This is a genomic window from Noviherbaspirillum suwonense, from assembly GCF_900182955.1.
Classification (GTDB): domain Bacteria; phylum Pseudomonadota; class Gammaproteobacteria; order Burkholderiales; family Burkholderiaceae_D; genus Noviherbaspirillum_A; species Noviherbaspirillum_A suwonense.
Genome location: NZ_FXUL01000014.1, coordinates 1 through 19,896, shown reverse-complemented (window position 1 = coordinate 19,896; position 19,896 = coordinate 1). Strand labels below are relative to the sequence as shown.

17 protein-coding genes are annotated in these 19,896 nt (G+C 66.2%); 16 read left to right on the top strand and 1 reads right to left on the bottom strand.

Translation table 11 applies throughout. From position 1 onward, the window contains the following. From mraY to lpxC, 11 genes are all read left to right on the top strand, one after another. A complete protein-coding gene (gene mraY, locus QOL82_RS17005) occupies positions 1-1,170 on the top strand; it encodes a phospho-N-acetylmuramoyl-pentapeptide-transferase (protein ID WP_283443497.1) in 1,170 nt (389 codons plus the stop codon). Then, on the top strand, positions 1,170-2,660 hold the full coding sequence (gene murD / locus QOL82_RS17000) for a UDP-N-acetylmuramoyl-L-alanine--D-glutamate ligase (RefSeq protein ID WP_283443619.1): 1,491 nt from the start codon (positions 1,170-1,172) through the stop codon (positions 2,658-2,660). Before mraY ends, murD begins: the two co-directional genes overlap by 1 nt. Then, positions 2,657-3,862 carry a putative lipid II flippase FtsW gene (gene ftsW, locus QOL82_RS16995; protein WP_283443496.1) on the top strand — a complete coding sequence of 402 codons (1,206 nt, stop codon included), beginning with the start codon at positions 2,657-2,659 and terminating at the stop codon, positions 3,860-3,862. Before murD ends, ftsW begins: the two co-directional genes overlap by 4 nt. Then, on the top strand, positions 3,859-4,944 hold the full coding sequence (gene murG, locus QOL82_RS16990) for an undecaprenyldiphospho-muramoylpentapeptide beta-N-acetylglucosaminyltransferase (protein WP_283443495.1): 1,086 nt from the start codon (positions 3,859-3,861) through the stop codon (positions 4,942-4,944). The genes ftsW and murG overlap by 4 nt, the downstream gene beginning before the upstream one ends. Beyond that, the gene (murC, locus tag QOL82_RS16985) at positions 4,941-6,347 is read left to right on the top strand and encodes a UDP-N-acetylmuramate--L-alanine ligase (protein ID WP_283443494.1); all 1,407 of its coding nucleotides are present in this window, start codon (positions 4,941-4,943) and stop codon (positions 6,345-6,347) included. The genes murG and murC overlap by 4 nt, the downstream gene beginning before the upstream one ends. Beyond that, complete coding sequence (locus tag QOL82_RS16980; protein WP_283443493.1) at positions 6,344-7,327, top strand: D-alanine--D-alanine ligase; 984 nt, start codon at positions 6,344-6,346, stop codon at positions 7,325-7,327. The genes murC and QOL82_RS16980 overlap by 4 nt, the downstream gene beginning before the upstream one ends. Before the next feature lie 30 nt (positions 7,328-7,357). After that, complete coding sequence (locus QOL82_RS16975; RefSeq protein WP_283443492.1) at positions 7,358-8,125, top strand: cell division protein FtsQ/DivIB; 768 nt, start codon at positions 7,358-7,360, stop codon at positions 8,123-8,125. Between the two features lie 10 nt (positions 8,126-8,135). Then, complete coding sequence (ftsA, locus tag QOL82_RS16970; protein ID WP_283443491.1) at positions 8,136-9,368, top strand: cell division protein FtsA; 1,233 nt, start codon at positions 8,136-8,138, stop codon at positions 9,366-9,368. 93 nt (positions 9,369-9,461) lie between these two features. Next, on the top strand, positions 9,462-10,655 hold the full coding sequence (gene ftsZ / locus QOL82_RS16965; protein ID WP_283443490.1) for a cell division protein FtsZ: 1,194 nt from the start codon (positions 9,462-9,464) through the stop codon (positions 10,653-10,655). Positions 10,656-10,780: 125 nt separating this feature from the next. Further along, positions 10,781-11,287, top strand: a complete 507-nt coding sequence (locus QOL82_RS16960) for a peroxiredoxin (protein WP_283443489.1) — start codon at positions 10,781-10,783, stop codon at positions 11,285-11,287. 220 nt (positions 11,288-11,507) lie between these two features. Next, positions 11,508-12,443: a UDP-3-O-acyl-N-acetylglucosamine deacetylase gene (gene lpxC, locus QOL82_RS16955; RefSeq protein ID WP_283443488.1), complete on the top strand. Its 936-nt coding sequence runs from the start codon at positions 11,508-11,510 to the stop codon at positions 12,441-12,443. Between the two features lie 4 nt (positions 12,444-12,447). Here the strand turns inward: lpxC and QOL82_RS16950 are convergent, their stop codons facing one another. Continuing rightward, positions 12,448-12,939, bottom strand: coding sequence for a DciA family protein (locus QOL82_RS16950; protein WP_283443487.1), 492 nt, complete (start codon positions 12,937-12,939; stop codon positions 12,448-12,450). A 47-nt stretch (positions 12,940-12,986) separates the two neighbouring features. Here QOL82_RS16950 and QOL82_RS16945 point away from each other — a divergent pair, with 47 nt between their 5' ends. From QOL82_RS16945 to QOL82_RS16925, 5 genes are all read left to right on the top strand, one after another. Beyond that, positions 12,987-13,940, top strand: coding sequence for a M23 family metallopeptidase (locus tag QOL82_RS16945; protein ID WP_283443486.1), 954 nt, complete (start codon positions 12,987-12,989; stop codon positions 13,938-13,940). Positions 13,941-14,142: 202 nt separating this feature from the next. Then, on the top strand, positions 14,143-16,905 hold the full coding sequence (gene secA, locus QOL82_RS16940; RefSeq protein WP_283443485.1) for a preprotein translocase subunit SecA: 2,763 nt from the start codon (positions 14,143-14,145) through the stop codon (positions 16,903-16,905). A 39-nt stretch (positions 16,906-16,944) separates the two neighbouring features. Then, positions 16,945-18,171 (top strand): bifunctional glutamate N-acetyltransferase/amino-acid acetyltransferase ArgJ, encoded by a 1,227-nt coding sequence (gene argJ / locus QOL82_RS16935; RefSeq protein ID WP_283443484.1) that lies wholly within the window; start codon positions 16,945-16,947, stop codon positions 18,169-18,171. Between the two features lie 49 nt (positions 18,172-18,220). Next, positions 18,221-19,087, top strand: a complete 867-nt coding sequence (locus tag QOL82_RS16930; RefSeq protein ID WP_283443483.1) for an ATP-binding protein — start codon at positions 18,221-18,223, stop codon at positions 19,085-19,087. Then, on the top strand, positions 19,087-19,497 hold the full coding sequence (locus QOL82_RS16925) for an NUDIX domain-containing protein (protein WP_283443482.1): 411 nt from the start codon (positions 19,087-19,089) through the stop codon (positions 19,495-19,497). The genes QOL82_RS16930 and QOL82_RS16925 overlap by 1 nt, the downstream gene beginning before the upstream one ends. Positions 19,498-19,896: the final 399 nt, after the last annotated feature.

Genomic DNA, 19,896 nt, shown 5'->3' with positions numbered 1-19,896 from the left:
ATGCTGCTCTGGCTGGCCCAACATTTCCAGGACGAACTCGGCCCGTTGCGGGTCTTCAACTTCATCACCTTCCGCGCCGTGTTCGCCACGCTGACGGCGCTGGCGATCGGCCTGTTCTCCGGCCCGGCGGTGATCCGCATGCTGACCCGGCTGAAGGTCGGGCAGGCGGTGCGAACCAACGGGCCGCAGACCCACCTGATCAAGTCCGGCACCCCGACCATGGGCGGCGCGCTGATCCTGATCTCGATCGGCGTCTCCACGCTGCTCTGGAGCGACTGGAGCAACCGCTTCATCTGGCCGGTGCTGGTGGTGACGCTCGGTTTCGGCGCGATCGGCTGGGTCGACGACTACCGCAAGGTGGTCCACAAGGACCCGAAGGGCATGACGTCCCGCGAAAAGTATTTCTGGCAATCGCTGATCGGCGTCGGCGCCGCGCTCTACCTGGCGTTCTCGGTGTCCGGCGTCAGCAATGCCAACGTGCTGCAGCTCTTCCTGAGCTGGGTGCGCTCCGGGTTCTCGATGGACCTGCCGCCCAAGGCCGACTTCATCGTGCCCTTCTTCAAGACCATCAGCTATCCGCTGGGCGTCTGGGGCTTCATCGCGCTAACCTATTTCGTCATCGTCGGCACCAGCAACGCCGTGAACCTGACCGACGGCCTCGACGGCCTGGCCATCATGCCGACCGTGATGGTCGGCACCGCGCTCGGGCTGTTCGCCTACCTGACCGGCAGCGCGACCTATGCGCGCTACCTGTTCATCCCGCATATTCCCGGCGCCGGCGAACTGATCATCTTCTGCGGCGCGATGGCGGGCGCGGGCCTGGCCTTCCTCTGGTTCAACGCCCATCCGGCCCAGGTCTTCATGGGCGACGTCGGCGCACTGGCGCTCGGCGGCGCGCTGGGCACCATCGCCGTGATCGTGCGCCAGGAAATCGTGCTGTTCATCATGGGTGGCGTGTTCGTGGTGGAAACCCTGTCGGTGATGCTGCAGGTCGGCTATTTCAAGTACACCAAGATGCGCTTCGGCACCGGCCGCCGGGTGCTGCTGATGGCGCCGCTGCATCATCACTATGAACAGAAGGGCTGGAAGGAAACGCAGGTCGTGGTGCGTTTCTGGATCATCACGATGATGCTGGTGCTGTTCGGCCTCTCCACATTGAAGCTGCGATGATGAACGTCCAAGGTAAACAGGCGCTGGTGCTGGGGCTCGGGGAATCCGGGCTCGCGATGGCGCTCTGGCTCGCGCGCTGCGGCGCCGCCGTGCGCGTGGCCGACACCCGCACCGCGCCCGACCGCCTGCCGGCACTGCAGGCGCAGGCGCCGGACGCGGTCTTCATCGGCGGCGCGTTCACCGCGGCGCTGCTGGACGGCGTCGACTTCATCGCGGTCAGCCCGGGCCTGGCGCCGGGGCGCGAGCTGGCGGCCCTGCAGGCGCCGGCGGCGGAGCGCGGCATTCCACTGCTGGGCGAGATCGAGCTGTTCGCGCAGGCGCTGGCCGCCTTGCGCGAGGAACGCGCTTATGCGCCCAGGGTGCTGGCTGTCACCGGCACCAATGGCAAGACCACGGTCACCAGCCTGACCGGCATGCTGGCCGAGCGCGCCGGCCTGTCGGTGCAGGTGGCCGGCAATATCAGCCCGGCCGCGCTCGACATGCTGCGCCAGCGCCTCGATGCGGACGACCTGCCGCAGCTGTGGGTGCTGGAACTGTCGAGCTTCCAGCTGCATGCGACATACAGCCTCAACCCCGATGCGGCGACCGTGCTCAACATCACCCAGGACCATCTCGACTGGCATGGCGACATGGCGTCCTATGCCGCGGACAAGGCCAGGATCTTCGGCGCCGGCACCGCGCGCATCCTGAACCGCGACGATCCGCTGGTCATGAAAATGACGGCGCCGGGCGCACCGCTGCTGAGCTTCGGTTCGGACGAGGCGACGACGCCGGGCGCGTTCGGCCTGGTCCAGGAAAACGGCATGCTATGGCTGACCGAGGCGGTTCCGGCCGAGGATGGCGAACGCAAGCGCCGCAAGAAGGACGACAGCGCGGCGCCGGTCAGCCTGAAACGGCTGATGCCGGCCGACGCGCTGCAGATACGCGGCCGCCACAACGCGCTCAATGCGCTGGCGGCGCTGGCGCTATGCCGCGCCATCGGCCTGCCGCTCGCGCCGCTGCTGCACGGGCTGCGCGACTACCGCGGCGAGCCGCACCGGGTCGAGCTGGTGGCGACCGTCGTCGGCGTCGACTTTTACGATGACAGCAAGGGCACCAATGTCGGCGCCACCGTGGCCGCGCTCAATGGCCTTGGGGCAGGGCGCGCCGTGCCCCAGCTGATCCTGATCGCCGGCGGCGACGGCAAGGGGCAGGACTTCGGCCCGCTGGCCGCGCCGGTCGCGCGCCATGCGCGCGCGGTGCTGCTGATCGGCCTCGACGCCGGCGCGATACGGGCCGCGCTGGCCGGCGCCGGCGTCACACTGATCGACTGCGACACGCTGGAGTCGGCGGTGCAGCAGGCGGCGGCGCTGGCCGCCCCCGGCGACGCGGTGCTGCTGTCGCCGGCCTGCGCCAGCCTCGACATGTTCCGCAACTATGCGCACCGGGCCGAAGTGTTCGTCGAGGCGGTGCGCGAACTGGCGCTGTCGCGCGGTGAGGTGATGGCATGAAACTCGCGATTCCTTCCTTCTTCTCCCGTTCCGCGCCGTCGTCGGAAGCGCTGGCCCAGCGTCCGCGCATCGCCGAGTACGACCAGGTGCTGATCTGGGTCACGCTGCTGCTGATGCTGTTCGGCCTGGTCATGGTGTATTCCGCATCGATCGCGCTGCCCGACTCGCCCAAGTACGCGTCGTATCACAACAACCATTTCCTGGTGCGCCAGGCGATGTTCATTACCGTGTCCCTGGTCGCCGGCGCGCTGGCATTCCGGGTGCCGATGAAGACCTGGCAGAAGGCCGCGCCCTACCTGTTCGTCGGCACGCTGATCTTGCTGGTCCTGGTGCTGGTGCCCGGCCTGGGCAAGGGCGTCAACGGCGCCAAGCGCTGGCTTTCGTTCAAGGTATTCAACCTGCAGCCGTCCGAGCTGATGAAGCTGTTCATGGTGCTGTATGCGGCCGATTACACGGTCCGCAAGCAGCAGTACATGCACCAGCTGACCAAGGGCTTCCTGCCGATGGCCGCGGCGGTCGGCTGCGTCGGCCTGCTGCTGCTGCTCGAACCCGACCTCGGCGCGTTCGGCGTCATCGTCTGCATCGCGATGGGCATCCTGTTCCTGGGCGGCATCAACGGCATCTGGTTCGGCGGCATTGCCAGCATGCTGGTCGTGGTGTTCGGCCTGGTGATCGGGCTTTCGCCATGGCGGCGCGAGCGCATCTTTGCCTATCTCAATCCGTGGACCGAGGAAAACGCGCTCGGCAAGGCTTACCAGCTGTCCCATTCGCTGATTGCGTTCGGCCGCGGCGAGCTGTTCGGCGTTGGCCTCGGCGGCAGCGTCGAGAAGCTGCATTACCTGCCGGAAGCGCACACCGACTTCCTGCTCGCCGTGATCGGCGAGGAGCTGGGTTATGCCGGCGTGCTGGTCGTGGTGCTGATGTTCTACTGGCTGATCAAGCGCGCCTTCGAGATCGGCCGCCAGGCCATCGCCATCGATCTCACGTTCGCCGGCCTCACCGCCAAGGGCATCGGGCTATGGATCGGCGTGCAGGCCTTCATCAACATGGGCGTGAACCTGGGCCTGCTGCCGACCAAGGGGCTGACGCTGCCGCTGATGAGCTATGGCGGCTCCGGCGTGCTGATCAACTGCGTCGGCCTCGCGATCCTGCTGCGCATCGATTACGAAAACCGCATCCGCATGCGCGGGGGCCGGCTATGAAGCGGCTGATGGTGATGGCCGCCGGCACCGGCGGCCATATCTTCCCCGGACTCGCGATCGCGGCGACCATGAAGGCGCGCGGCTGGGACGTGTCATGGCTGGGCACCGAGCGCGGCATGGAGCGCGAACTGGTGCCCAGGCACGGCGTGCCGATGGACACCATCGACTTCTCCGGCATGCGCGGCAAGGGACTGATGCATACGCTGGGCGGCGCCTTCCGCCTGACGGCCAGCTTCACCGCCTGCCTGCGCATCCTGGCGCGGCGCAAGCCCGACGTGGTGCTGGGCATGGGCGGCTATGTCACCGTGCCGGGCGGCATGATGGCGCGGCTGCGCGGCGTGCCTGTCGTGCTGGTCAATGCCGACGCCGCGCTGCTGCTGTCGAACCGCACGCTGACGCCGCTGGCGCGCCGCGTGCTGTTCGGCTTCCCCGCCGACTTCGGCGCCGCGGCCGGAAAGGCGACCGTCACCGGCAACCCGGTGCGCCGCGAGATCATCGACATGCAGCTGCCGGAGCAGCGCTTCGAAGGCCGCAGCGGTCCGCTGCACATCCTGGTCGTCGGCGGCAGCCTGGGCGCGAAGGCGCTGAACGAGGCGATGCCGGCGGCGATGGCGCTGATCCCTGAAGAAAAACGTCCGAAGCTGGTGCACCAGTCCGGCAAGCAACACGTTGAGGCGCTGCGCCGCGGATATGCCGATGCCGGCGTCGAGGCCGAGGTGCTGGATTTCATCGACGACATGCCGGCACGCTATGCCGAGGCCGACCTGGTGGTCTGCCGCGCCGGCGCGATCACCGTATCGGAACTGACCGCGGCCGGCATCGCCAGCGTGCTGGTGCCGTTCGTGGCGTCCACCACCAGCCACCAGCGCGACAACGCGCAATGGATGGAAAAACAGCAGGCCGCGGTGTACCTGCCGCAGTCGGAACTGACGCCGCAGCGGCTGGCAACGCTGCTGACGGACATGACGCGCGAAGGCTGCGTGGCGATGGCGGAGGCGGCCTACCGCCAGGGCCGGCGCGACGCCAATGAAACCATCGCGGATATTTTGGAAAAGCTGGCGGCAACGCCAGGAAAAGCATGAAACATAAAGTAAAGAACATTCATTTTGTCGGCATAGGCGGCAGCGGCATGAGCGGCATCGCCGAAGTGCTGCTCAACCTCGGCTATACCGTGTCCGGTTCCGACCTTGGCGGCAACGCGGCTACCGAGCGCCTCGCGCAGCTGGGCGCTCGGGTCACGCGCGGCCACCAGGCCGCCAACGTCGACGGCGCCGATGCGGTCGTGACCTCGACCGCGGTCAAGCCCGACAACCCCGAAGTGCTGGCCGCGCGCGCCCGCAGCATCCCCATCGTGCCGCGCGCGATGATGCTGGCCGAGCTGATGCGTTTGAAAAGCGGCATCGCGATCGCCGGCACCCACGGCAAGACCACCACCACCAGCCTGGTCGCCAGCGTGCTGGCGCAGGGCGGGCTGGACCCGACCTTCGTCATCGGCGGCCGCCTGACCAGCGCCGGCGCCAACGCCAAGCTGGGCGCCGGCGACTTCATCGTCGCCGAGGCAGACGAGTCGGACGCGTCCTTCCTGAACCTGTCGCCGGTCATCGAGGTCATCACCAACATCGATGCCGACCACATGGAGACCTACGACCACAGCTTCGCGAAGCTGAAGCAGGCCTTCATCGAATTCACCAACAGGCTGCCGTTCTATGGCGTCGCCATCCTGTGCGTCGACGACGCCAACGTGCGCGAGATCATGCCCTTCATTTCCAAGCCGGTGCTGACCTACGGCTTCGACGCGAAGGCGCAGGTGCGGGCCATCGACGCCCGCGCGGTCGACAGCCACATGCGCTTCACCGTGATCCAGGACGGCTACGCGCCGATGGACATCAGCCTGAACCAGCCCGGCATGCACAATGTGCAGAACGCCTGCGCCGCCATCGCCATCGCCCGCGAACTCGGCGTGGACGACTGCGCGACGCAGAAGGCGCTGTCCGAATTCAACGGCGTCGGCCGCCGCTTCACCCGCTACGGCGACATCACGCTCGCGTCGGGCGTGCGCTTCACGCTGGTGGACGACTACGGCCACCATCCGGTCGAGACCGCCGCCACGCTGGCGGCCGCCCGCGGCGCCTACCCGGGCCGCCGGCTGGTGCTGGCATTCCAGCCGCACCGCTACACCCGCACCCGCGACCTGTTCGAGGATTTCGTCAAGGTGCTGTCGTCGGCGGACGCGCTGGTGCTGGCGGAAGTCTATGCGGCCGGCGAGCAGCCCATCGTCGCCGCCGACGGCCGCGCGCTGGCGCATGCGTTGCGCGTGCTGGGCAAGGTCGAGCCGGTATTTGTCGAGGATATTGCAGAAATGAGCGCCACGATTTCCGATGTCGTCCGTGACGGCGACGTCGTCATCACCATGGGAGCCGGCTCGATTTCCGGCGTGCCGGCGCAGCTGGCGCAACTGGCCCGGCCGGCACAGGAGGCCGCATGACTACCCCGACCTTGGCGCAGGAGCTGGGCAAGGTCGGCGTGCTGTACGGCGGCCGTTCGGCGGAGCGGGAAGTGTCGCTGATGTCGGGCGAAGGCGTGCTGGCCGCGCTGCGCTCCAGGGGCGTGGATGCGCATGGCTTCGACCCGGCGCGGCAGAACCTGGCGCAGCTGGCGGAGCAGGGCTACAACCGCGTCTTCATCGCGCTGCACGGCCGCTACGGCGAGGACGGCACGCTGCAGGGCGCGCTCGAGCAGCTCGGCATCCCGTACACCGGGCCGGGCGTGATGGCCTGCGCGCTGTCGATGGACAAGACCATGAGCAAGCGCGTCTGGATGTCGCATGGCCTGCCAACGCCGCGCTTCATGGTGCTGGAAAAGGACGCGAGCCCGGCGCAGCTCGATGCGGTGGCCAGCGAGCTCGGCCTGCCGCTGATGCTCAAGGCGCCGCATGAAGGCTCGACCATCGGCATCAGCAAGGTCGCTTCGGCAAGCGAGATGCAGGCCGGCTTCGACAACTGCGTGCGCTACGACGACACCGTGCTGGCCGAGGAATTCATCAGCGGCCGCGAACTGACGGTGCCGGTGATGGGCGCGGGCCGCGATGCCCACGCGCTGCCGATCGTCGAGATCCGCGCGCCGCAGGGCAATTACGACTACGAGCACAAGTACTTCAGCGATGAAACCCAGTACCTGTGCCCGGCGCCGCTGGACGCGGCGCTGACCGCGCGCATCCAGTCGCTGGCGGTGGAGGCGTACCGCGCGCTGGGCTGCAGCGGCTGGGGCCGCGTCGACTTCATGCTGCGGGACGTCGACAATGCGCCCTTCCTGCTCGAGATCAACACCTCGCCGGGCATGACCGGCCATTCGCTGGTGCCGATGTCGGCGCGCGCCGCGGGCGTCAGCTACGAAGACCTGTGCATCGACATCCTGCGCCTGGCCCGGCTGGACCTGAAACCCACGCCCGGCTGGAAGCCGGCCTGACCCCGCAAACGGAAAGCGACGACATACACCATGTGGCAGGACATCCGACTACTCAACGCGACAGCCAATGCGCTGCTGGGCCTGCTCGCGCTTGCGATACTCGGTTCGGCGCTGTGGTGGGTCGTGCACCGGCCGCTCTTCACGCTGCGCGAAGTGCGGCTGGAAGGGCCGGAACACAGCACGCTGCGCCATGTGAGCCCGTCCACCGTGCGCGGCACCGCGCTGCCGCAGATCAAGGGCAACTTCTTCACCGCCGACCTCGAACAGGTGCGGGTGGCGTTCGAGTCGGTGCCCTGGGTGCGGCGCGCGGCCGTGCGCCGCGAATGGCCCAACAAGCTGGTGGTGGTGATCGAGGAGCACAAGCCGCTCGGCACCTGGGGCGAGGACGGACGCCTGGTTTCGGTGCAGGGCGACCTGTTCACCGCCAACCTGGACGAAGCCGAGGAGGAGGGCGACCTGCCCGAATTCAGTGGCCCGGCAGGCTCCGAGCGCGAGGTCGTCGCGCGTTATCGCGACTTCGGGCAATGGCTGGCGCCGGTGGAGCTGACGCCGGAAGCGGTGCAGCTGTCGAGCCGCTATGCATGGAGCGTGCGGCTCAGCAATGGCATGAACGTCGAACTCGGACGGGAAGAAAACAGGGAGACCCTGAAAGCCAGGGTAGAACGGCTGGTGCAGATTTATCCGCAACTGGTCGCACGGTTGCAAGACCGCATTGAAAACGTGGACATGCGTTATCCGAGCGGTATGGCGCTGCAGGTCGCTGGCCTGAAAATTGCACCCGAAACAAAGAAAAAATAAGCGAAAGAACATGACAAAAGACGCGAAAAACCTGATCGTCGGCCTCGACATCGGCACCTCCAAGGTGGTGGCGGTAGTGGCCGAGGTCATGTCGAATGGACGGCATGAAGTGATCGGACTCGGGCAGCATGAATCGCGTGGCCTGAAAAAAGGGGTGGTGGTCAACATCGAGGCGACCGTGGAGTCGATCCAGCGGGCGCTGGAAGAGGCCGAGCTGATGGCGGACTGCAAGATCCGCAATGTCTACACCGGCATCGCCGGCAGCCACATCCGCAGCTTCAACTCGCGCGGCATGGTCGCCATCAAGGACAAGGAAGTCACCGCGGCGGACGTCGCCCGCGTGATCGAGACCGCGAAGGCGGTCAACATCGCCACCGACCAGCAGCTGCTGCACACGGTGCCGCAGGAATTCATCGTCGACAACCAGGAAGACGTGCGCGAGCCGATAGGCATGAGCGGCATCCGGCTCGAGGTGAAGGTGCATATCGTCACCGGCGCGGTGTCGGCGGTGCAGAACATCGTCAAGTGCGTGCGCCGCTGCGGCCTCGAAGTGTCCGACCTGATCCTGCAGCCGATGGCCTCGGCCGACGCGGTGCTGACGCCGGACGAGAAGGAGCTGGGCGTGGTGCTGATCGACATCGGCGGCGGCACCACCGACGTGGCCATCTTCACCGAGGGCGCGATCCGGCATACCGCCGTGATCCCCATCGCCGGTGACCAGATCACCAACGACATCGCGATGGCGCTGCGTACGCCGACCGCGGAAGCCGAAGAAATCAAGCTGCGCTACGGCGTGGCCAAGCAGGTGCTGGCCGATCCTGGCCAGCAGCTTGAAGTGCCGGGGCTGGGGGACCGCGATCCGCGGACCCTGTCGCGCCAGGCGCTGGCCGCGGTGATCGAGCCGCGCGTGGAAGAATTGTTCGCACTCGTGCACCAGGTGGTGCGCGAGTCGGGCTACGAGGAAGTCCTGTCGTCAGGCCTGGTCCTGACCGGCGGCACCTCGATGATGCCGGGCATGGTCGAACTGGCTGAGGATATCTTCCTCAAGCCGGCCCGCCTGGGCATGCCTGAGTACAGCGGTCAGCTGGCCGACGTGGTGCGCAGTCCGCGCTACGCGACCGTGCTTGGACTGCTGCTGGAGGCAAAGAAGCAATATTTACGCGGTCATATCGTCACGCGGCAGGAAGGATCGATGAAAGCGGTATGGCAGCGAATGAAAGAATGGTTTTTGGGGAATTTTTAATCGGGTTTGTTTTCAACATCACTAGGCTTTGTCGGTCGCCACGGGTTGTAATGCCTACCGGCTGCGCATCGCAAATCAAATAAAGGAGTCATCATGGAAATCGATATTCTGGATAACACATCCGACGGCACCGTCATCAAGGTGGTTGGCGTCGGCGGCGCCGGCGGCAATGCGGTACAGCACATGATCAACAAGGGCGTATCCGGCGTGGAGTTCATCTGCGCAAACACCGACGCGCAGGCCTTGAAGGGTTCGAAGGCGCACAACGTTATCCAGATCGGCGACACCGGCCTCGGCGCCGGCATGAAGCCGGCCATCGGTCGCCAGCTGGCTGAAGAGTCGCGTGCCCGCATCGAGGATGCGCTGCGCGGCGCGCACATGGTGTTCATCGCAGCAGGCATGGGCGGCGGCACCGGCACGGGCGCGGCGCCCATCGTCGCCCAGATCGCCAAGGAGCAGGGCGCGCTGACCGTGGCGGTGGTCTCCAAGCCGTTCTCGTACGAAGGCCAGAAGTGCATGGACATCGCCAACGAGGGCCTGGAAGCGCTGTCGCAGCATGTCGATTCGCTGATCATCATCCTCAACGAGAAGCTCGAGGAGATCTATGAGGACGACAGCATGATCGAGTGGCTGCAGCATGCCGACGACGTGCTGAACAACGCGGTGGCCGGCATCGCCGAGATCATCAACGTCCCCGGCCACATCAACGTCGACTTCAACGACGTCAAGACCATCATGGGCGAGCAAGGCAAGGCCATGATGGGCACCGCCGTCGCCTCCGGCGTCGACCGCGCCCGCCTGGCGGCCGAGCAGGCAGTGGCGTCGCCGCTGCTGGACGGCATCGACCTGTCCGGCGCGCGCGGCGTGCTGGTCAACGTCACCGCCAGCCGCAGCCTGAAGGGCAAGGAAATCAAGGAAGTCATGGCCACCGTGCGCGCATTCGCCGCGCCGGACGCGTCGATCGCGCAGGGCATCGCCTACGACGAGACCATGGGCGACGACATCCGCGTGACCGTGGTCGCCACCGGCCTGGGCCGCACCCGCAAGACCGTGCAGCTGGTCCAGACCCAGGCGCTGCGCACCGGCACCCATGACGAAGTGATGATGGGCGGCATGTCGCATTCGACCGGCCATACGCATGGCCATGGCCATGCCGGCTCGACCGACGGCCTGAAAGCGCCGGCGGTATGGCGCAACAAGTCGGCGTCCGAGACCGTGCGCGCGCTGGAGAAGAACGGCATGGAAACCTACGACATTCCGGCTTTCCTGCGCAAGCAGGCGGACTGACCCGGCAACACCCGGTTGCCCGTTCTGCAGGAAGCTGCAGAACGAGGCATACTCTGCCTTTCGAGCCGAGCCCATGTCGGGCCCGGCTTTTTTTCGCGCCTTTTCAGCAAACCAAGAGGAACATCATGACCATCAAAGTCGGCGACCGCCTGCCCGAAGCCACCCTGGCTGAATTTATCGATGTCGAAACCGAAGGCTGCACGCTCGGCCCCAATACCTTCAAGGTGAGCGAGCTGGTCCGCGGCAAGAAGATCGCCATCTTCGGCCTGCCCGGCGCCTACACGCCGACCTGCTCGGCACAGCACGTGCCCGGCTACATCGCCAACGCCGACGCGCTCAAGGCCAAGGGCATCGACGAAATCTGGTGCGTTTCCGTCAACGACGCCTTCGTCATGGGCGCCTGGGGCCGCGAGCAGAAAGCCACCAATATCGTGCGCATGATGGGTGACGGCAGCGCCGAATTCACCAAGGCGCTGGGCCTGGAATTCGACCTCACCGCGCGCGGCATGGGCGTGCGTTCGCAGCGCTATTCGATGCTGGTCGAAGACGGCGTGGTCAAGCAGCTGAACCTGGAAGCGCCTGGCAAGTTCGAGGTGTCCAACGCCGAAACGCTGCTGAAGCAGCTGGGCTGATCGTGGGGGGTGGCAGGCGCGGCGCGTCACTTCCGCGCCGGCGCACTGCCGCTTCCCACGCGCGGCGGCAGCCGCAGCCGCGGAGCGCCGCTTTCTCCCCATGCCAGCCGTCGCGGCGGGCATGGGGCTGCCGTCCGTCCGGCCCGCGGCCTGTTGGCTGCGCGCATCAAACCGGCCCGCGCCGCCGCGCCCGGCAAACCCCGCTTGTTATAATTTCCCGATGTTAAAACAACGCACTATCAGGCAACTCGTCAAGACCACCGGCGTCGGTCTCCATTCCGGCACCAAGGTCGAACTGACGTTGCGGCCGGCCGAGGTCGACACCGGCATCCTGTTCCGGCGGGTGGACTTCGACCCGCCGGTGCTGCTTCCGGCATCGGCGCTTGCCGTCGGCGACACCCGCATGGCGTCCACGCTGCAGCAGGAGGGCGCCAAGGTCTCGACCGTCGAACACCTGATGTCGGCCTGCGCCGGCCTGGGCATCGACAACATCTGCATCGACCTGACCGCGGAGGAGATTCCGATCATGGACGGCTCCGCGTCCTCCTTCGTCTTCCTGCTGCAGCAGGCCGGCCTGCAGGAGCAGCCTGCGGCCAAGAAATTCGTCCGGGTCAAGAAGCCGGTCGAAGTGCGGGAAGGCAGCGGCGCGCAGGAAAAATGGGCGCGGCTCGATCCGTACGACGGCTTTCGCCTGAAGTTCTTCATCGAGTTCAACCATCCGGCGGTCGACCGCACCGGCCAGATCGCCGAAGTCGATTTCAATGCCGAGTCCTATGTCCGCGAGATCGCGCGCGCCCGCACCTTCGGCTTCATGCAGGACGTTGAAACCCTGCGCGGCCTGGGCCTGGCCCGCGGCGGTTCGCTGGAAAACGCGATCGTGATGGATGAATACCGCATCCTCAACCCGGACGGCCTGCGTTACGAAAACGAGTTCGTGCGCCACAAGATCCTGGACGCCATCGGCGACCTGTACCTGGTCGGGCATCCGCTGCTGGCAAGCTATACCGCGCACAAATCGGGGCATGGCCTGAACAACCAATTGCTGCGCGCCTTGCTGGCCCAGCCCGATTCCTACGACCTGGTCTCCTTCGACCAGTTGAACGACGCGCCGCCGGCCTATGCCCGGCAGGTCAGCGCGGAGTGGGCGCTGAACTGATTCCCTACTTGCGGTGACGCTCCACCAGCGCCGCAATCGCCGAGCGCAGCGCCGCATTGCGCGGCGAGTCTTCCAGCGCGCCGCCGAGGCTGGCCAGCGCGGACACGGCCTGCGACGGCAGCCGTAGCTGCTTGGGCGGCGGCGGCGGCGGCAGGTTTTCGCGGACCTGTATCTTCAGCCGGATCGCGTTGAGCTGCCAGCCCTGGACAGCCAGCGCTTCCTGCAGTTTCGGCAGCCGGTTCTTCAGCTTGGCGGCGACCGACGCGTTCGGAACGCCCAGCACCAGCTGGTCTGCGTTACACTGCAGCACCTCGCAATAGCCAAACATTTCCGGAAGGATAGCCGCACACGCCTTCTGGAGTTGCCCCATCCGTTTCACTGCTGGCAGCAGCGCCGCCAGTTTTTCATTTCCACCAAGGTAGGAAGCAGCGTCATGCGCGGCTGGCGTCTTGGCGCCGCGCACCAGATTGCGCGGAAATCCTTGTGAACTAATCATCGTCGCAGCCTATCACACCGTCCGGACGGATTCGATAAAGGAAAACGATGCAAATCATTCTGCTCCATCCGCGCATGACGCAGGCCAGGTCGATCACCCTTGCGCCGCGGCATATCGCCTTGTTCCTGCTCGCCTTTTTCTCGGCGGTGCTGCTGGCCGCCGGCATGCTCTATTACCTGCTGCTGGCCAGCGGCATCGTCTGGAAGCTGCCTTACCCGCAGGCGGCGCAAGGCGCGACCGCGACGGTACAGGCGGCGCGCCCGGACCCCCAGGTGAAGCAGAACCTGACGCAGATGGCGACCCGGGTCGGCGAACTGCAGGCGCAGCTGGTGCGGCTGGATGCGCTGGGCGAGCGGGTGCAGGGCCTGGCCGGCGTACGGCCGGAGGAATTCAACTTCCGCGAAAAGCCCGGACGGGGCGGCGCGGAGTCGTCGAGCGCGCACATGCGCGAGCTGGGCGTCCCGGAATTCCAGCAGATGCTGGATGCGCTGGCCCGCGACATCGAGCACCGGGCCGATTACCTGAACGTGGTGGAAAGCGCGCTGATGCGCGACCGGGTGCAGGCCAAGCTGCTGCCGACCAGCCAGCCGGTCTCGGTCGGCTACAACGCGTCGAGTTTCGGCTGGCGCTTCGATCCGTTCAACGGCCGCAGCACTTTTCATGAAGGCATCGATTTTGCCGCGCCGAGCGGCACGCCGATCGCGGCGGCCGCCGGCGGCGTCGTCGTGACGTCCGAATACCATCACCAGTTCGGCAACCTGCTCGAAGTGGACCATGGCAACGGCATCGTCAGCCGCTACGCCCATGCGTCGCGGCTGCTGGTGCGGGCCGGCGACATCGTCCGGCGCGGCCAGCATATCGCCGACATCGGCGCGACCGGCCGGGCCACCGGCGCCCACCTGCACTTCGAAGTGCTGGTCGCGGGCATTCCGCAGGATCCGTCCAAGTTCCTCGCGGCTGGCGCCGCCCAGGCGCTCCAGACCGCGCAGAACGGCTATTGAGGCCGATTGAGGCTGGTTGAGACCGCGCTGGAACGGCATAAACACCCGGCTTTCGCCGGCCATTGTTTCCGCACGGGTAGACCCAATGTATCCGGGGCTGCATGCTAAAATCCCCCGATTTGGCAAAATTCCCTATTCTGCTCGACGCGATCATGGTGGTTTGCGCGAGGTTTTTCCACGCCGCCCTTATTAGAATCCAAGCATGTCATTACTGACCCAGATTTTCGGCAGCCGCAATCAGCGACTGCTCAAGCAGTATCAGAAAACCGTACGCGAGATCAATGCGCTCGAGGCTGTCGTCGAGAAACTCTCCGACGCCGAACTGCAGGCAAAGACGCCGGCCTTCAAGGAACGCATCGCCGGCGGCGAACCGCTCGACGCGCTGCTGCCGGAAGCCTTCGCGGTCTGCCGCGAAGCCAGCAAGCGGGTGCTGAAAATGCGGCATTTCGACGTCCAGCTGATCGGCGGCATGGTCCTCCACAGCGGCAAGATCGCGGAGATGGGCACCGGCGAGGGCAAGACGCTGATGGCGACGCTGCCGGCCTACCTGAATGCGCTGGCCGGCAAGGGCGTGCACATCGTGACCGTCAACGACTACCTGGCGCAGCGCGACGCCGAGTGGATGGGCAAGCTGTACGGCTGGCTGGGTCTTTCCACCGGCATCAACCTGTCGCAGATGGACCATGACATCAAGCAGCAGGCCTACGCCGCCGACATCACCTACGGCACCAACAATGAATTCGGCTTCGATTACCTGCGCGACAACATGGTCTACGAGGCCGGCGACCGGGTGCAGCGCGCGCTGCATTTCGGCATCGTCGACGAGGTGGACTCGATCCTGATCGACGAGGCGCGCACGCCGCTGATCATTTCCGGCCAGGCCGAGGACCATACCGACCTGTACCTGAAGATCAATGCGCTGCCGCCGATGCTGACGCTGCAGATCGGCGAGGACAAGCCGGACGGCAAGTCCACCGTCGAAGTGCCGGGCGACTACACCAAGGATGAAAAGTCGCACCAGGTGCTGCTGACCGAGGCCGGCCACGAGAAGGCCGAGCGCATCCTGACCGAAATGGGGCTGCTGCCGGAAGGCGCGTCGCTCTACGACGCGGCCAACATCACGCTGATCCACCACCTGTATGCAGCGCTGCGCGCGCACGTGCTGTACCACAAGGACCAGCATTACGTGGTGCAGAACGGCGAGGTCGTGATCGTCGACGAATTCACCGGCCGCATGATGACCGGCCGCCGCTGGTCCGACGGCCTGCACCAGGCAGTCGAGGCCAAGGAAGGCGTGCGCATCCAGAACGAGAACCAGACGCTGGCCTCGATTACCTTCCAGAACTACTTCCGCATGTACGGCAAGCTGGCCGGCATGACCGGCACGGCCGACACCGAAGCCTACGAATTCCAGGAAATCTATGGCCTGGAAACCGTGGTCGTGCCGCAGAACCGGCCGAACCAGCGCAAGGACCGCCAGGACCAGGTCTACAAGAGCGCCGAGGAAAAATACAATGCGATGCTGAAGGATATTCAGGATTGCTACGAGCGCGGCCAGCCGGTGCTGGTCGGCACCACGTCGATCGAGAACTCCGAGCTGCTGTCGTCGATCCTGACCAAGGCCAAGCTCGAGCACAATGTGCTGAACGCCAAGCAGCATGCGCGGGAAGCGGAGATCGTTGCGCAGGCAGGCCGTCCGCGCATGATCACCATCGCCACCAACATGGCCGGCCGCGGCACCGACATCGTCCTGGGCGGCAACGTCGAGAAGCAGGTCCAGCTGATCGAGGCCGACCCGGCGCTGTCCGACGCCGACAAGGCGCAGCGCTCGCAGAAGCTGCGCGACGAATGGCAGTCGCTGCATGACCACGTGGTGCAGGCCGGCGGCCTGCACATCATCGGCACGGAGCGCCACGAGTCGCGCCGGGTCGACAACCAGCTGCGCGGCCGCGCCGCGCGCCAGGGCGATCCCGGTTCCTCGCGTTTCTACCTGTCGCTGGACGACCCGTTGCTGCGCATCTTCGCCGGCGACCGCGTGCGCGCGATCATGGACCGGCTGAAGATGCCGGAAGGCGAGCCGATCGAAGCCGGCATCGTGTCGCGCTCGATCGAGTCGGCGCAGCGCAAGGTCGAGGCCCGCAACTTCGACATCCGCAAGCAGCTGCTCGAATACGACGACGTCGCCAACGACCAGCGCAAGGTGATCTACCAGCAGCGCAACGAGCTGCTGGAATCGCAGGACGTGTCGGAAATGATCGCGTCGCTGCGCCGGGGCGTGTTCAACGACCTGTTCCGCGCGCATGTGCCGGAAGAGTCGCTGGAAGAACAATGGGACCTGGCTGGCCTCGAGCAGGAGCTGGCAGCCGAGTTCCAGCTGCCGGTGCCGCTGTCGGCGATGCTGGCGGCCGAGCCCAACCTGACCGATGAAGACCTGCTGGAACGCCTGCTGAAGGCCGCCGACGATGCCTACGACGCGAAGATCGCCGTGGTCGGCAAGGAAGCCTTCGCCGGCTTCGAGCGCAGCGTGATGCTGCAAAGCGTCGACAGCCACTGGCGCGAACACCTGGCCGCGCTCGACCACCTGCGCCAGGGCATCCACCTGCGCGGCTATGCGCAGAAGAACCCGAAGCAGGAATACAAGCGCGAGGCCTTCGAGCTGTTCGGCCAGATGCTGGACCTGATCCGCAATGAGGTCGTGCGCATCGTGATGACCGTTCGCATCGAGTCGCGCGAGGAAATCGACGCGGCCGAGCAGGAACTGGCGCACCAGCAGCCGGCCAATGTCCATTACCAGCATTCCGACTTCAACCCGGCGCTGGCGCCGGAAGAACTGATGTCGCCGGACATGTCGGCCCAGGGCGGCGCAATGCCCGACACAACCGAGGTGCCCAAGGTCGGCCGCAACGACCCGTGCCCGTGCGGCAGCGGCAAGAAATACAAGCAGTGCCACGGACGGCTGTCCTGACACCTTCATTCACCTGGACAAGATAAGAGCAAGCAGCCCATGGCCGTCAATCTTCCCCTCCCCGTAGCCGCCAACCTGAAGCCGGTGGCCGGCCTGGAACTCGGGCATGCCGAAGCCGGCGTGCGCAAGGCCAACCGCAAGGACCTGCTGGTGATGCGTCTCGCCGCCGGCGCGACAGTCGCCGGCGTCTTCACCAAGAACCGTTTCTGCGCGGCGCCGGTGCAGGTATGCCAGGCGCACCTGGCCGCCGGCAAGGGCATCGCCGCGCTGGTGGTCAACACCGGCAACGCCAACGCCGGCACCGGCGAAGCCGGCCTTGCCAATGCCAACCGCACCTGCGCGGCGCTGGCCGCGCTGCTGGGCTGCGACGCCGCCCAGGTGCTGCCGTTTTCAACCGGCGTGATCCTCGAGCCGCTGCCGGTCGAGCGGATCGAGGCCGGCATGCCGCAGGCGATCGCCAACCTGAAGGCCGACAACTGGTACAACGCGGCCGAGACCATCATGACCACCGACACCCAGCCCAAGGCGGCGTCGCGCACGGTCGAGATCGGCGGCAAGACCATCACGCTGACCGGCATCAGCAAGGGCGCCGGCATGATCAAGCCGAACATGGCGACCATGCTGGGCTACCTGGCGACCGACGCGAAGGTCGCCCAGCCGGTGCTGGACCAGCTGGTCAGGGTTGCCGCCGACCAGTCGTTCAACTGCATCACCATCGATGGCGACACCTCGACCAACGACTCCTTCATGCTGATCGCCACCGGCGCGTCGGGCGTGGACGTGGGCGCGCCGGGCTCTTCCGACTATGCGCTGTTCGAGGCCGCCGTGGTCGGGTTGTCGCAGGAACTGGCGCAGATGATCATCCGCGACGGCGAAGGCGCGACCAAGTTCATCACCGTGACCGTGGAAGAGGGCGCCAGCGTCGACGAATGCCGCAAGATCGCCTACTCGATCGCGCATTCGCCGCTGGTCAAGACCGCGTTCTTCGCGTCCGACCCCAACCTCGGGCGCATCCTGGCCGCGATCGGCTATGCCGGCGTCGACGATCTCGACGTCAGCAAGCTCAACCTCTACCTCGACGATGTATGGGTCGCCCAGAACGGCGGACGCAATCCCGACTACCAGGAAGCCGACGGCCAGCGCGTGATGAAGCAGAGCGAGATCACCGTGCGGGTAAAGCTGGCGCGCGGCGAGCAGCGCGCCACCGTCTGGACCTGCGACCTGTCGCATGACTACGTCAGCATCAACGCCGACTACCGTTCCTGAACCCGACCCGTCCCTCACTAGCGGCGCCTGCGGGCGCCGCATTGCCATCATGACCCAACTCGACTCCTTCCTGACCCGCGCCGAAGCCCTGCTGCAGCGCATCGAAACCCTGCTGCCGCAAGCCGGCGCCGCGCCCGACTGGGATGCCGGCCACGCCTTCCGCTGGCGCAAGAGCAATGGCCGCGGCCACCTGCAGCCGGTGCGGCACATCGCGCCGATCGCGCTCGACGACCTGCAGCACATCGGCCCGCAGAAGGAACAGATCGCGCAGAACACCCGGCAGTTCGTCGCCGGCCGCCCGGCCAACAACGTGCTGCTGACCGGCGCCCGCGGCACTGGCAAGTCGTCGCTGATCAAGGCCTGCCTGAACGAGTATGCGGACCAGGGACTGCGGCTGATCGAGGTCGACAAGGACGACCTGGTCGACCTGCCGGACATCGTCGACCTGGTGGCGGCACGGGCCGAGCGCTTCATCATCTTCTGCGACGACCTGTCGTTCGAGGAAGGCGAAAGCGGCTACAAGGCGCTGAAGGTCGCGCTGGACGGCAGCGTGTCGGCGCAGTCCGACAACGTGCTGATCTACGCGACGTCCAACCGCCGCCACCTGATGCCGGAACGTATGTCCGACAACGCCACCTATACCCATGACGACGACGGCGACCTGCATCCGGGCGAGACGGTGGAGGAAAAAATCTCGCTGTCCGAGCGCTTCGGGCTATGGGTAACGTTCTACGCATTCAAGCAGGGCGACTACCTCGACATCGTCGGCCACTGGCTGCGCCATTTCGGCTGCGACGACAGCCAGGTGGAAGCGGCCCGCGGCGATGCACTGCGCTGGGCGCTGCAGCGGGGATCGCGCTCCGGCCGCGTGGCATGGCAGTTCGCGCGTGATTATTCCGGCCGCAGCGGCGACTGATGGCGGCGCCCATCGATGTCGCTGTCGGCATCCTGATGAAGGCCAATGGCGATGTGCTGCTGGCGCAGCGGCCGGAAGGCAAGCCGTATGCGGGCTACTGGGAGTTCCCGGGCGGGAAGGTCGAGCCGGGCGAAGCGATTGTCGATGCGCTGCGGCGGGAGTTCGTCGAGGAACTGGGTGTGAGGATCGGTTCTGCGGAGCCATGGTGCTGCGTGGAGCATGTTTATCCGCATGCGCATGTGCGGTTGCATTTCTTTGTTTGCCGGGAGTGGGAGGGGGAGCCTCAGAGCCTGGAGGGGCAGGCGTTTTCCTGGGAGGGGAGCGTGGGGGTGGGGCCGTTGCTGCCGGCGAGCGTGCCGTTGATTGGGTGGTTGGAGCGTGGTGGGGCCGCGGTAACGCGGCGGCGTTAGAGCGTGGCGGTGGCGTCGCGCTTTCCTTGGCGAAGGGGTGTTACGGCGCAGGGTGCAGGCGCAGTCGTCGTTCCGCGTAGCGACCGTTGCTGTTGACGTTGCCCGCGCAGCGACAGTTGCGGTTGCGGTTGCAGTGGCCGTTGCAGTGGCCGTTGCCGTTGCAGTGAATCCCCGTCGATGGCGACACGTCGCCAGTGCCGAAATCGGATAAAGAAGCGTCCGCTGTCTGAGCGAAGCGAGTTTCGGACGCTTCCCGATTTCGGTGCTGGCGGCGTGTGCACCCCGCGCAGCGGGGCGCCATCATCGGGGTCGCCTTCTCTTGCCTACTTCTCTTGGCGAAGCAAGAGAAGTAGGTCGGCTGCCGGGCCGAAACCCGGCCAGGTCGTCCGGCAGGCCAGC